The following is a 12,528-nucleotide window of genomic DNA, read 5'->3' as shown; positions in this document are numbered from 1 at the left end:
CCATCCCACCTTAATTTAGATTATATTCTTGCGAAGCTGCAGCTAAAAGCAATGATAAGTAAGGTAACTTAGTCTTTAGAAAATGAAGACTATAGTCAGTGCTAGAAAATTCAACTTGAGATAGACCAAGCAAAAAATCAACCTTGATTCCTAATCTCTGAGCTAAAATTTGCTGCAACCCTTTTAATTTAGAAGTACCCCCTGTTAAAAGAATCTGGTCTACACTTTCTCCTCTCTGCTCCCAATAATGAATAGAAAAGCTTATTTTTTTAATTAACTTTTCTAAAGTTTTAGCTATCACTGCAAGGTCAAAATCACCACTTTGCTTTATCTTCTCGGCTTCTCTAGTTGTTAACTCTAATCTCTTCTTTATTTCAGATGTAAAATCTTCCCCGCCTACATAAAATACTCTTCTAAAATCAAATTGTCCCTTATTTAAAATTGATAATTCACATTCTTGGGCTCCAATATCAATTATAGCCAAATTATCTCTTTTTAATTCAGGACTCAAAAGATTATTCATAATTAGTGGAGCAACTTTAACATTATTCACTTTAATTCCTGCTCTTTCTAATAAATTTATCTGTTCTACTAAAAGCTTTTTATGACTCAGAACCACCAATACTCTAGTTTGGTCTTCACTTACTGATAAAACTTCATAATCAATTACCCAATCTACTTTAGAAAAATCCAAACACTTTATTTCCCAAAAAATTAATTCTTTTAGTTCTTCAGTTTTTACAGTGGGTAAAGTTAAAATCTTAGTAATTACATTAGAACCACTAACAATTAAATCTATATTTTTAACAGAAAATCTTTTTCTATCCAACAGAAACTTTAGCAGACGCAGAGATTTATTAAAATCAAGTCCTCCATTCTTTAATAAGGGCTGCTGTAATTTTTTGATTAAAAAATCTTTAACTTGCAAAATCTTATTTTCTTCTATTATTTCTAAAATTTTTAATCTATCACTACCTAAGTCCAAGAGCAAAGATTTTTTTGCTCTCGTGCAAAAACTCATTTAATCCACCTCCACTTGGACTAATTCCGTAATTTTTTCTTGCATCTTCCGCTTAGGAATTGAAATTTTAAACACTACTGTAAATAACTCAGATTGCACTGTTATTTTTTGAGCTAGTTCTTGATAGGTAGTATCTCCAATTCCTGATACATTCTTTAATGCTTCTGTTGTACTAAAGGCACCATTGTCTTGGCGATAACTTACTATATTAGCAGCAGTAATTGCTGCAATTCCATTCATAGTTTTCAATACTTTGCGAGAGGCTGTATTAATATTTATTTTCCCTTGGTTATTAACTGTTACTAAAGGCTTTAATTCTCTATATTTTTCTGCCCCTATCCCCTTAATAGTTTTTAATTCCTGCTGAGCAAGAAAAGAATCTTCTAATCTCTTTTTATTAATTCTAGCACTTAAAATACTTCCTACTCCAGGCAATTTCCCTAAATCCTGCTGAGGAATAGAATTAAGATTTACTTTTCCACTTTCAGATACAATTTTTGCTGCACTATACTTAATCACTACTCGATCATCAGTTAACAATTCATCAATAGTTAATTGCCCACTAAAATCAATTCCTTCTAAATCACAAGTTCTCCAGTAATCAGCACTTGATTCCAATTGTTCTTGTAGCTCTGTTTTGGCTTGTGTAATTGCTGCTTTTATAAGATAATCATTTTCTATATTTCTTTGATAATGAGTAGCAGTTACTTTCTGTTTACCTACTATAGCTAATAAACTGACAGCTATAATACTAACTGTTACAATTATAAGCAACGTAAAAATTAAGATACTTCCCTCATCTCGCACTATAATTCAACCCCAGTGATTAACTTTTTTAATTTACCATGACTCTTAAGTTCTAAATTTATAATTAAAAACGATTCACTTTCTTTGTCAAATTTTACGCTCACTACTTTTCTACTAAGCACATTATTATTTGCTGCCCAACACAAGCCCTGACCTTCTTTATAATAAATTTTTTCCCAGTCTCCATCTGCAGTTAATACAGTCATTTCATTTTCAGTAATATCTTTCACAGCAGATGCTTGATTAATAATATCTACCATCATTTCCATAGTAATTACTGCTTCTCTTTGTAAGTTAACTCTATTGCGATTGAAATCCCATAATTCTACTGCTGTCAAATTCATCATTGCTAGCAAAAAGACTACTAAACTAAACAATAAAGAAACAAGCATAATTTCAACTAGAATATAAGCTGATTCTTCTTTCATCCATCTAATTCTCCTTAGCTTTTAAAGTTACTAATTTGGCCCTGGTTTTCTTTAAATCTTTAACTATCACTATTATCTTTTTCAATCCATCCTCTATCTCTTGAACCACAATTTGATACTGATAATTTTGATACTCTTCATCGCTAAAACTTTCTAAAGTCGAAGTACTTAAATCATCATAATTTTGATTTAAACTTGCTTCAATTTTTAATCGGGCTAAATTATTAGCTACTAATTGATGATTACTTTGTCTTAAATATTGACTACTTGCAATAAAAAAGTTGAGTAAGAAAGTTAAAGTTACTGCAATTAAAGTAATCACTACTAGTACTTCTACTAAAGTAAAACCATCTTCACACACTTAACTACTCCTTTATCTAAGATTGATTTCTCCTGCATTAGAAGAAAATACAATTTCTTTTTCTTCATCTGCTAATTCCAATTTGATTCCACCATTTCTATGGTCTAGATTACCTAAGCTTTTATAAAATAATGTTGGCCCAGAAAAACTTAAACCATTATAGGTGGGTAAATCAACTTGTTGCAACTTAACTTTTTTTAATTTTCTTTTTTCTAAAATACAGGGGTTATTTTTATCTTTAATTAAGTAATAAGAATTATCACCTACATCAAATACAATTCCATGCTTTACAGTAGTAATAATTGATTGTTGTTGTACATATCTTATATCTGAGAGTAACCTTTCAATATCTGTTTCACAATTCCACTGTTCTTGATAATTATGTACTGTAGGTAATGTTACTGCAGTTAAAATGCTAACTATCATTAAAGCTAGGATTATTTCTACTAACGTAAATGCCTTTTCTTCATTATAAATTTTCGGTTCAGATAATGATTTAATTAAGCTTATACCCCCTTTTTTAAATTAATAAGTCTAAAAAATAATCATTTATATCATTATTTATAGTCCCCTTGCTTAGTAAAAATATACATCTAATAGCAAATTTTTAAGATATAGAATAAAAATAACTTCTACTGTTTTGGAATGAAATTTAAAACAAAGAAAGTGGGAGGATGGATTAATGAATTTATGTCCATTATTAATTATTGCTAATCAAAGTTTTAACCCGCATCGGAAAACACTAAAAAAAGAAATGCATTGTAAAGGTAAAGACTGTTCGTGGTATGACTCTGTAGGTGAGAAATGTAAATTAGCTGATTCGATTTGCAAAAAAGAATATGTGTTAAAAAGTTTTAACTTTATCTAGAAATAAGCTAATGTCTATTAAGCTATAATCAGAGCTTATTCTTAGCTAATAATAAAAGAGCCGCCTTAAGGCAGCTCTTTTATCTACAACTATTCAATTAATCTTCATAAATACCTTCTTCTAAAGCAGTACGCATTACTTCTACTGGTGCTTCTTCTCCAGTCCAAATTTCAAACGCTATTACTCCTTGATATAAAAGCATTCCTAATCCACTCACCGCTTCTGCTCCAGCCTGTTGAGCGGCTTCAAGTAATACAGTTTCTTGTGGATTATAAACTACATCATAAACTATTAAATCAGAATGCATTACTTCAGCACTAACTACTGGGGCTACATCAACATGAGGATCCATCCCTACCGGTGTAGCATCAACTAATAAATCAACATCATCCATTATAGTTTCGACTTTTTCTTCTTTAACTGTATTTACTTCTATATCAACATTTTCTTCTACTTCAGAACTTAAACTTTGAGCTTTAGCAGTATCTAAATCACTAATTAGTAATTCTGAAATACCCTCTAAAGCTAGTTGAAAAGCAATTGCTCTAGCTGCTCCTCCTGCTCCTACAAGTAATACTTTTTGCCCATCTGCTTTAAAATCTGTTTCTTCTTTTAAAGATCTAATAAACCCCCGACCATCTGTATTGTGACCAATTAGGCTTCCATTATCATTAAAAATAGTATTAACTGCCCCAATTAATTCTGCTTCTTCAGATAATTTATCTAAATGAGGAATTACATTCTGTTTATGAGGAATTGTCACATTAACTCCTGTGATATTTAATCCTCTAAGTCCTGCTACAGCTTGCTCTAAATTATTAGGTTCCACAGAGAAAGGTAAATAAACATGATTTAACCCTAACTCTGAAAAAGCATCATTATGCATTGCCGGAGATAAAGAATGTTCTACTGGATAACCAAATAAACCTGTTACTTTAGTTTCAGCTAAATTCAAATCAGACAAATGCTGCACTCTATCACTCCTTAATTAGTTTTCATCTTAACTGTGGTCATGTTTATTAACCGTTAATTCCCAACTATACTGATAAGGTTCTAGTTTAATATCATTAATAATTACTTCTTCTCCACTTAAATTATTATAAATAGTTAGTTTTTTAGAACCTAATTCTCGCGTTGAAATAAAGACATTATCTTCTTGACTGTACTCAGGCTCTGCTGTAAATAATTCAGCTTCTTTATTCTTAAAGGCAATCATTTCTTGTAATCCTTTAAATATCTGATGACTATCAGAATCAGGATTATTTAACATTTCTTCTTTAAGTTCTTCATCAAAAGGTCCTCGATTTAAAAATCTACTATCAACATATCCAGTCTTCTCATTCATTTGATTATAAAATTCTACATCATTCTCCATCCCCAATTCATCTCCATAATAAATAATTGGAGTCCCATCAATTGAGAATAACATGGAATACATTAATAACATCTTGTCTACATCTTGCTCTACTAAATCATAAAGACGCCCAGCAATTCCTTCTCCATCTCTAAAAGTCCATTTTTCATCTTTTAAATAATATTTGTTCATTTTCTGACGCTCTTCTTCAGTTACAAATTCTAAAGTTAGTTCATCATGACATCTTAAGAAGGTAAACCATTGAGCAGATTCAGGTACATCTAAATCAGCATTAGATTCTAATTCTTCAATTAGATGGTCTGGATCATTTTCAGCTAAAGCTAAATAGAATTTAGGCATAATTGGGAAATTATAAGCAACGTGACATTCATCCCCTTGGCCTAAATAGTCTACTACATCTTCTGGCCGCTGGTTAGCTTCAGCAATAATTGCTGTTCCTTCTCCTAAATAATCAAGAGCAGCGCGATAAATTTTTAAAATCTTATGAGTTTCTTCTAAGTTCTCGCAATTAGTTCCTTCTTCTTTCCATAAGAAAGGAGCTGCATCCATTCTAAATCCATCTACTCCCTGTAGTTTCCAATATGTAAACACCTTAATCATTTCAATCAAAACTTGCGGATTCTTATAATTCAAATCTGGTTGAATATCATAAAAACGATGGAAATAATAATCATCAGTTTCTGGATTATATGTCCAATTGGAATTCGAAATTCCCTTTAACAATAATCTTGTATCTTCATACTTCTGCTTATCCTCATTCCAGATATAATAATCTCTATATTCAGCATCTTGACTCTGTTTTGCATTTAAAAACCAATCATGTTGCTCAGAACTGTGATTAATTGGCACATCAAAGATAATTTTTATGCCCCGCTGATGGGCTTCCTCAATAAACTCGAAAAATTCTTCATTTGACCCTAATTCTTCTCTAACTTTATAATAATCAGATACATCAAACCCCTGATCTACCATTGGCGAATCCAAAATAGGCAGTAACCAAATAGCAGTCACTCCTAAATCATCTAAATAATCTAACTTATCAATTAAACCTGAAAAATCATCAGCAAATAAATCAACATACATAGAATAAACAATACCTTTTTTATACCACTCAGAATCATCAGGTAAATAATCTAATTCATTTTTTCTTTCTTCTAAAATATTTACTAATTCTTCTAGTTGCTTATCATATTCTGCCCCATATACTTCATGCCATAACCCCTTTAATTTCTTCAACATAGATTTTCCCCCCACTAATTAATTTTTTAGTCCATAAATTTTACATTAACAACTATATTTTTTAGCTTTCTAAATCTAGCTCCTACTAATATCATACTTAAAATAATTAAAGAACCATTCCTACAACCTATAGTACTAGTAGCTTCTCTTAAAATATGTCTATAAATTAATTATATCATTTTATCTAGGCTTTTAAAAGTCAATCCTTAATCTAAATTCTAAATAAAGATACTTAACTACAATAAATTAAGGTCAACTTATATAAGTTGACCTTAATTTTAAATATTATTTATTTTTAGAATTTAGTCTCTAACCCCAAAAACAAGCCATACTGTAATTGATTAAACAAGCTTAGGTCATATCCATTAATAATTGTATTTCCACTGTTACTTCGCTCTAAAGATTCCTGACTAAATTTATAGCCCAGCTTAGCATTTAAGCCAGAGCCTACTTTAAAACTAAGCCCAGATTTAATACTATAACTATAATTGCTATCATAACTAATATCAGACTCTAAATTTTTATTGAAAAATTGATAATCATTATATAACCCATACTTAAACTTAGTAAATAAATTAACACGATCCATTAATTCTTTTTCCACATCTACAACTAACTGTAAAGACTTTTTATCTAGTTGCGATAAATCTATTCTTTCAGATTCTATCGTCTGTTGATAATAATCAACGCCAAGTCCTAGGGCCAACTTCTCATCTTCGCTCGCAGCAAAATCTTTCACTGCATCCAGAGTGAAGTTTTCTAATTGATTATTACCTGCCTCTGTTCCATCCCAAAAACGATAATTCAATTTCATAGCTATATTAGATTCTAAGCCTAATTCTCCAGCTATCTCTCTAACATCTTCTCTAGTTTCAACTATATCCTTTAATTGATACTGCATCTGCCAAAACTCAAACTCTAATTTATCTTTAGTCTGAGCCCCAGCTAAATCAGGAATAAATAAAGATAAAATAATCAAGACTATTACTAGTTTTAATTTCAATTTTTACATCCCCTCTATGTAAAAATCCAATTTATTTTATTTTATCTTAACTTTAACTATGTTGAAAGAAGTAAATCTTGTTTAATGAGGGGAAATCATGGCACTTAACCTCTAAATACTAACAACAGTCTGTTTCGGCTAATTTATCATAATCCAACTCTTCCTCAGCAATAAAAACTTTAGAATAGACAAAGGTTAACACAACTGCTAACACTAACCTTGTTCCTAACATAATCAAGCCATTGCCACCAATCGCCATGAACAACAATGTATCTTCAATCACAGCATGACAAATTACTAAAAAGACAGCCATTATTTTCAAATCAGACTGCGATAATTTATCATCTTCTACACTCCGCAGCATAACCCCAGCTCCGTATGTTAAACCAAAAATTTGGGCTACAATTAAAGGCAAACTTGCCTCTGAAGATAATTTGAACTTCCTTAAAATCGGATCAAACAACTGCGAAAATTTATCTAATATTCCGCTATCATCTGCAACTTCAATACTGATTAACAGCGGAAAAATAATTAAAGCTAATTTTTTCAACATCTCTAAACTACCCCACATTGTTTCAGATAAAAACTGACTCCATTCCATATCAATTTCACCTCTTTATTATAAAATCAAATTCAATACTACACCTGCTAAAATAGACGTGATTACTCGTAAAGAAATCAAAGGGATTAATTTTCCTTTGATCTTTTTAATCACTGCCGCTTCAATTACTAAACTATGGGCCAAGCCTAACATTGTCCCCAAAATTGTAATTTCTCTGACCCCTAGTTCTAAGCTGGCCATGACTCCTAAAGCACCATAAATATTTAATAAATAGCCTGTTAATAGAGCTAATACTGCTTCTCCTGGTAAACCTACTAATTTCATCGCCGGGCTAAAAAAATCTGCTAAATAATTAATTACTCCTGTATATTTAAGGAACTTAACGCCAATATAAACAGGCAAAATAATTTTAATTAAAGTTAAGTATGTCTGCCATGCTTTCTTAGTCCCACGTTTAATTGCTTCCTGCATATATTTTCCTCCTTTTTCTTATTTCTCAGATTACATACGCAATTTTAACACAAAAAAAGAAAAGATGCCACAGATTGGGCACCTTTAATAATAATTTATTTATTAAACTAAACTACAACCATCACATTCAGAACATTTTTTCAATAAAATTTTATTGCAGCGGGGACATCTTATTTTTTCAGGGTCTTTCACTTCATAACCACACTGCGGACAAATTCTGCGTTTCTTTTCGGTATTACACTGCACACTAACACCTTCTTTTATAAAATTTGCGCCACAATTCCACCGACTACAAAGGCAGTAATCCAACTACCAAACCAAATAGCTATTGATTCCGTCCAATTTCTTTCTTTGATCATAATCATCATTGCTGCAATACACGGTACAAATAAAGTAATTGTAATTAAGGCAACCGTCGTCTGGACCGGAGTCATAGCTAAGTCAGTTAAGCCAGCGGCTCCAAAGTCACGTCTTACAATTCCCATAATAAAAGCAGTTGCTGCTTCTTTAGGTAACTCTAACCAACCTACTGTAATTGGAGCTACTGCATCTTGAACTGCTACTAGCATGCCAAAGTGCTCCATTAAAGTAATTATTATCGCACCTAAAGCGAAAATTGGCCCTGCTTCTTTAATGAAGGAAATAGATTTAATATAAGTTTTATGAAAAATATTTTTGAACTTAGGAATTCTTAACGGTGGTAAATCAATTAATAAATCCGTCGATTGACCTGGCAGTACTTTATTTAAGATAGTACCTGCTAATACATAAACTGCCACAAGTACTCCCACATAAATCAAGAAAAATTTAGCTCCTAAAGGTGCAATCAATCCTACAATTACCCCTAACTGAGCTGAACAAGGAATCGCTAATCCTAATAAGAAAATAGCAATAATTCTTTCTCGTTTAGAACCAAGCACCCGCGTCGTAATTGTAGCCATAGTTACACAACCAAAGCCTAATAGCATCGGAATAATAGCTCTCCCGTTCATTCCTAATTCCGTTAAAATCCTATCTACTAAAGTTGCTACCCGCGGCAAATAACCTGAATCTTCTAATACAGATAAAAATAAATAAAAGCCAATTACTAATGGAAGTAATAATCCAAAGGTATAGGTCACAGCCATAGTCAGTACTCCAAATTCTCCCGCTAACAATTTATATCCCAATGAACCAGAAGCAAATACTTGACTGATAACATCTCTAACAAGCGGTTCATACATTCCTACAAATATAGTACCTTCTGTGATACCAACTACAGTTTGCGCTATAAATACCCCTACAAACTTATATAAGCCATATAAAGCTAAGAGTAAAAATGGAATTCCGGTTATCGGTTTTACCATCCACTGCGCTAACTTTGTTTTAAAGTTATTTCCTTCACTTTTAATCTCAACTGCAGAATCTACAACTTCATTAACTCTTTCACGCCGCTGTTTATATATTTCTTCTTGTAATTCTCTTGGCTCTTGCTGATGTTTAGCAGCAATATTTTCATCGCCTTCTAAAATCAATAGTGCTTCGGGACGATTCCCTACTTGAGCAATCAAATCTTCTAGTTCATCTTCTTGTTGCAAACTACTATGGCCTACTTGAGCATCTGTTACAGCATCTTTAACTTCTGCTAGTCCTTGGCCCTCAGTAGCTACTGTAGGAATCACTGCTACTCCTAATTCTTCACTTAATTTATCTATATCAACATCCAACCCCTGGCTTTTAGCTTCATCCATCATATTTAAAGCTACTACAACCGGGATTCCCATATCTATAATTTGCTGTGTTAAAAATAAGTCTCTTTCTAAATGCACTGCATCAACAATATTAACTACTACATCAGCCGATGCAATCACATCTCTAGCTACAGTTTCTTCATCATTGAATGAAGAAACACCATAAACTCCTGGAGTATCAATTACTATATTATCTTTATATTTACCAGAACTAATTTCAAGAGTTGTACCTGGATAATTAGATACATCTACATAAACCCCAGTAAAATCATTGAAGAAAATTGATTTACCTACATTGGGATTACCTGCTAAAACAATTTTAGTTGCATCGCTTGGAATATCTATTTGATGACTAATATCACAACAATCCATTACTGCTTCCTCCTTGGCTTTATTGTTCAACTGTTATATTCTTAGCTAATCTTCTACCAACTGCAATCTCTTGTAAATTACGTTTTATAATTACTGGTCCTCCTGGGACTTTTTCTGCACACGATACATTCGCCCCTTCAGAAATACCAAATCTTAAAGCTTGAGCTCTAATTTTATCATCTTTTATATCAGTAATTTTAAATTCTTCTCCACAATTCACGTCAGCTAAAGTCATAAATATCCACTCCTTATTTTATAAAATTGGGATTCATTATCATTAGTCTGGAAAAAATATATTGTCATTAACCTGATAATGGTTTTCATTTCTTTTCTATTATATTATCAGTATTTCTAGCAAATGTCAAGCAGCCTTGTGAAGCTTTTATTTAATCAATTAAAAACAAATTTTAACTTATATAGTACTTCTTTTTATAGAGAAAGCCAGGAGGAAAACCTCCTGGCTAAAAGTTTAAAATTTACTACCTAAAACTAAGCTGAAGTCATCTTTAGAGTTTCTTTTAGCATCTGGAGCATAACCATAATCTAAACCTAATTCACCTACTGGTGTTTTAAATCTAAGTCCTACACCATAAGAATAATTGAAATCTCCTATATCTAAGTCAAGACTATTACCTTGATAAGTTCTTCCAACATCACCAAATACAACGCCTCGTACAGCTTCAACAATCGGAATTCTATATTCAACACTACCTAATAACATTGAATTTCCGATAAATCCTGCTTGAGTTGGATCATAACTTTGAGCATCTTCATCATAATAAGAACTCCCGTAACCTCTAATCCCATTTGTTCCTCCTAAGTAATAACGCTTATCATCAGGAAGGTCTCCGTTTGAACCTGCTACCTTCAATCTCAGAGCCCAGCTATTCTTTTCTAAAGAAGGAAAATATTTTTTCAATTCTAAATTATATTTACTATAATCATCATCGCCACCAATCCAACCTGCTTTTTCTAAAGTTAAACTTTGTTTACTACCATAACGAGGACTGATGGGAGCTGTAGTAGTATCTCTTATTGTACTTAATCTTAAAGTTCTATTATCACGCCAATCAGACTCATCTTCATCTTTAATTTTACTAATATCTACTGTGAAATAACTATTAGTATTATATGTTAATTGCCGCCCAATAGTAACATTACCACCCTTTTCTCTAATTTCATCATTATTTAAATCTTCTTCAGTTTTATTATACAAATTAAACTTGAAACTCGTTTTAACATCAAAATATTTAGACATCCACGGATTACTATAACCTAATTCATAATAATCACGTTCTTCACCTGATTCTAGCTTTACATTTACTTTTTGACCTGTACCAAATAAATTATCTTTAGATACATTAATAGTCCCCATCATTCCTGCATCAGGACTATGACTAATCCCAAATTGTAAGCTACCTGTTTTTTTCTCTGTTACTTCAAGAATTACATTTACTGCTTGAGGGTTATTCTCTACTCGTTTGAATTGAGGTTTAATTCCTTTAAAGAAACCTAAACGATATAAGTCTCTAATATCTCGCTGTAACTTGTTCATATTTAAGACTTGTCCTTCTTGAAGTGACAATTCTCTTCTAATTACATACTCCTTTGTTTCTTTATTACCTTTAATTTTTATCTTATTAATCTTACCTTCATTAACTTCTAAATACAGTTGATTACCATTTTTGATTCTTCTATCTACAACTCGTCCCAATGGGAATCCTTGATTTTGATAGTAATTGTTAATCTCTTTGATCCCATTTTTCAATGTATTTACATTTAATATTTCTCCTGACTTAACTCCTAATAACTTTTTAAGCTTCTTAGTTGTTACTTCTTTATTTCCTTCTATAACAACTTTTTCTAATACTGGATTCTCCATTACTTTAAATATTAACTGCACTCCATCTTTATAATTTCTAAAATTAATTTTAATATCTAAAAAATAGCCTAAATCATAAATTGATCTTAAATCTTTTTTCAATTTATCGTTATCTATTTTATCTCCTACTTGCGTTTCTACTTCCATTAAAATCTCTTGCTCACTAACCTTCTGGTTCCCCTCTACCTTTATATCCGTAATCTTATTACCTGATAAGCCATCTGCTGCAAATACACTAGTGTTGAATACTACTATAGTTAACAAAAAAGTTATTACTGCTACTTTCTTTAACATTATATCCCTCCATTATCATTTTTAGATGCTACATCCAAAGCAATAATTCTGAGCTCTTGTTATAAATTATACCTACTACTTGTGATGAAATTTTGATAAAAAAATAAAAAATATA

General features: G+C 31.5%; 15 protein-coding genes. 1 reads left to right on the top strand and 14 read right to left on the bottom strand.

Features of this window, described 5'->3' with window-relative positions; genetic code table 11:
• Nucleotides 1-10: 10 nt before the first annotated feature.
• Genes pilM through JOC47_RS00120 form a run of 5 tightly spaced genes read right to left on the bottom strand, consistent with a single transcriptional unit; the run spans nt 11 to nt 3,094 of the window.
• Nucleotides 11-1,021 (bottom strand): pilus assembly protein PilM, encoded by a 1,011-nt coding sequence (gene pilM / locus JOC47_RS00140; RefSeq protein ID WP_204699935.1) that lies wholly within the window; start codon nt 1,019-1,021, stop codon nt 11-13.
• Nucleotides 1,022-1,828 (bottom strand): helix-hairpin-helix domain-containing protein, encoded by an 807-nt coding sequence (locus JOC47_RS15265; protein WP_204699934.1) that lies wholly within the window; start codon nt 1,826-1,828, stop codon nt 1,022-1,024.
• Entirely contained in the window at nt 1,828-2,256 is a 429-nt protein-coding gene (locus tag JOC47_RS00130; RefSeq protein WP_204699933.1) for a hypothetical protein, read from the bottom strand. The genes JOC47_RS15265 and JOC47_RS00130 overlap by 1 nt, the downstream gene beginning before the upstream one ends.
• Before the next feature lie 4 nt (nt 2,257-2,260).
• Nucleotides 2,261-2,617, bottom strand: coding sequence for a prepilin-type N-terminal cleavage/methylation domain-containing protein (locus JOC47_RS00125; protein WP_204699932.1), 357 nt, complete (start codon nt 2,615-2,617; stop codon nt 2,261-2,263).
• Nucleotides 2,618-2,629: 12 nt separating this feature from the next.
• Nucleotides 2,630-3,094, bottom strand: a complete 465-nt coding sequence (locus JOC47_RS00120) for a pilus assembly FimT family protein (protein WP_338035297.1) — start codon at nt 3,092-3,094, stop codon at nt 2,630-2,632.
• Nucleotides 3,095-3,299: 205 nt separating this feature from the next.
• Here JOC47_RS00120 and JOC47_RS00115 point away from each other — a divergent pair, with 205 nt between their 5' ends.
• Nucleotides 3,300-3,485, top strand: coding sequence for a hypothetical protein (locus JOC47_RS00115; RefSeq protein WP_204699931.1), 186 nt, complete (start codon nt 3,300-3,302; stop codon nt 3,483-3,485).
• A 97-nt stretch (nt 3,486-3,582) separates the two neighbouring features.
• Here JOC47_RS00115 and JOC47_RS00110 read toward each other — a convergent pair whose 3' ends face one another.
• The 9 genes from JOC47_RS00110 to JOC47_RS00070 all read right to left on the bottom strand — a co-directional run bounded on the left by JOC47_RS00110 (nt 3,583) and on the right by JOC47_RS00070 (nt 12,413).
• The gene (locus tag JOC47_RS00110) at nt 3,583-4,449 is read right to left on the bottom strand and encodes a shikimate dehydrogenase (RefSeq protein WP_204700234.1); all 867 of its coding nucleotides are present in this window, start codon (nt 4,447-4,449) and stop codon (nt 3,583-3,585) included.
• A 36-nt stretch (nt 4,450-4,485) separates the two neighbouring features.
• Nucleotides 4,486-6,099, bottom strand: coding sequence for an alpha-amylase family glycosyl hydrolase (locus tag JOC47_RS00105; RefSeq protein WP_204699930.1), 1,614 nt, complete (start codon nt 6,097-6,099; stop codon nt 4,486-4,488).
• Between the two features lie 295 nt (nt 6,100-6,394).
• On the bottom strand, nt 6,395-7,102 hold the full coding sequence (locus JOC47_RS00100; protein ID WP_204699929.1) for a hypothetical protein: 708 nt from the start codon (nt 7,100-7,102) through the stop codon (nt 6,395-6,397).
• A 118-nt stretch (nt 7,103-7,220) separates the two neighbouring features.
• Nucleotides 7,221-7,703 (bottom strand): nucleoside recognition domain-containing protein, encoded by a 483-nt coding sequence (locus JOC47_RS00095; protein ID WP_204699928.1) that lies wholly within the window; start codon nt 7,701-7,703, stop codon nt 7,221-7,223.
• A gap of 18 nt (nt 7,704-7,721) precedes the next feature.
• Nucleotides 7,722-8,135 carry a nucleoside recognition domain-containing protein gene (locus tag JOC47_RS00090; RefSeq protein WP_204699927.1) on the bottom strand — a complete coding sequence of 138 codons (414 nt, stop codon included), beginning with the start codon at nt 8,133-8,135 and terminating at the stop codon, nt 7,722-7,724.
• A 102-nt stretch (nt 8,136-8,237) separates the two neighbouring features.
• On the bottom strand, nt 8,238-8,381 hold the full coding sequence (locus JOC47_RS00085; protein ID WP_204699926.1) for a hypothetical protein: 144 nt from the start codon (nt 8,379-8,381) through the stop codon (nt 8,238-8,240).
• A 14-nt stretch (nt 8,382-8,395) separates the two neighbouring features.
• Nucleotides 8,396-10,237, bottom strand: coding sequence for a ferrous iron transport protein B (feoB, locus tag JOC47_RS00080; RefSeq protein ID WP_204699925.1), 1,842 nt, complete (start codon nt 10,235-10,237; stop codon nt 8,396-8,398).
• 19 nt (nt 10,238-10,256) lie between these two features.
• The gene (locus tag JOC47_RS00075; RefSeq protein WP_204699924.1) at nt 10,257-10,472 is read right to left on the bottom strand and encodes a FeoA family protein; all 216 of its coding nucleotides are present in this window, start codon (nt 10,470-10,472) and stop codon (nt 10,257-10,259) included.
• Between the two features lie 234 nt (nt 10,473-10,706).
• A complete protein-coding gene (locus JOC47_RS00070; RefSeq protein WP_204699923.1) occupies nt 10,707-12,413 on the bottom strand; it encodes a BamA/OMP85 family outer membrane protein in 1,707 nt (568 codons plus the stop codon).
• Nucleotides 12,414-12,528 lie beyond the last annotated feature (115 nt).

This window comes from Halanaerobacter jeridensis (assembly GCF_016908315.1).
Classification (GTDB): domain Bacteria; phylum Bacillota; class Halanaerobiia; order Halobacteroidales; family Halobacteroidaceae; genus Halanaerobacter; species Halanaerobacter jeridensis.
Note: the sequence above shows the minus strand (reverse complement) of the source record. Positions and strands in the feature narration are given on the sequence as shown.

Bases quoted from the DNA above. Each gene is read 5' to 3' on its own strand.
- pilM (WP_204699935.1), bottom strand. From the start codon at position 1,021: ATGAGTTTTTGCACGAGAGCAAAAAAATCTTTGCTCTTGGACTTAGGT.
- JOC47_RS00130 (WP_204699933.1), bottom strand. From the start codon at position 2,256: ATGAAAGAAGAATCAGCTTATATTCTAGTTGAAATTATGCTTGTTTCT.
- JOC47_RS00115 (WP_204699931.1), top strand. From the start codon at position 3,300: ATGAATTTATGTCCATTATTAATTATTGCTAATCAAAGTTTTAACCCG.
- JOC47_RS00105 (WP_204699930.1), bottom strand. From the start codon at position 6,099: ATGTTGAAGAAATTAAAGGGGTTATGGCATGAAGTATATGGGGCAGAA.
- JOC47_RS00095 (WP_204699928.1), bottom strand. From the start codon at position 7,703: ATGGAATGGAGTCAGTTTTTATCTGAAACAATGTGGGGTAGTTTAGAG.
- JOC47_RS00090 (WP_204699927.1), bottom strand. From the start codon at position 8,135: ATGCAGGAAGCAATTAAACGTGGGACTAAGAAAGCATGGCAGACATAC.
- feoB (WP_204699925.1), bottom strand. From the start codon at position 10,237: ATGGATTGTTGTGATATTAGTCATCAAATAGATATTCCAAGCGATGCA.
- JOC47_RS00075 (WP_204699924.1), bottom strand. From the start codon at position 10,472: ATGACTTTAGCTGACGTGAATTGTGGAGAAGAATTTAAAATTACTGAT.
- JOC47_RS00070 (WP_204699923.1), bottom strand. From the start codon at position 12,413: ATGTTAAAGAAAGTAGCAGTAATAACTTTTTTGTTAACTATAGTAGTA.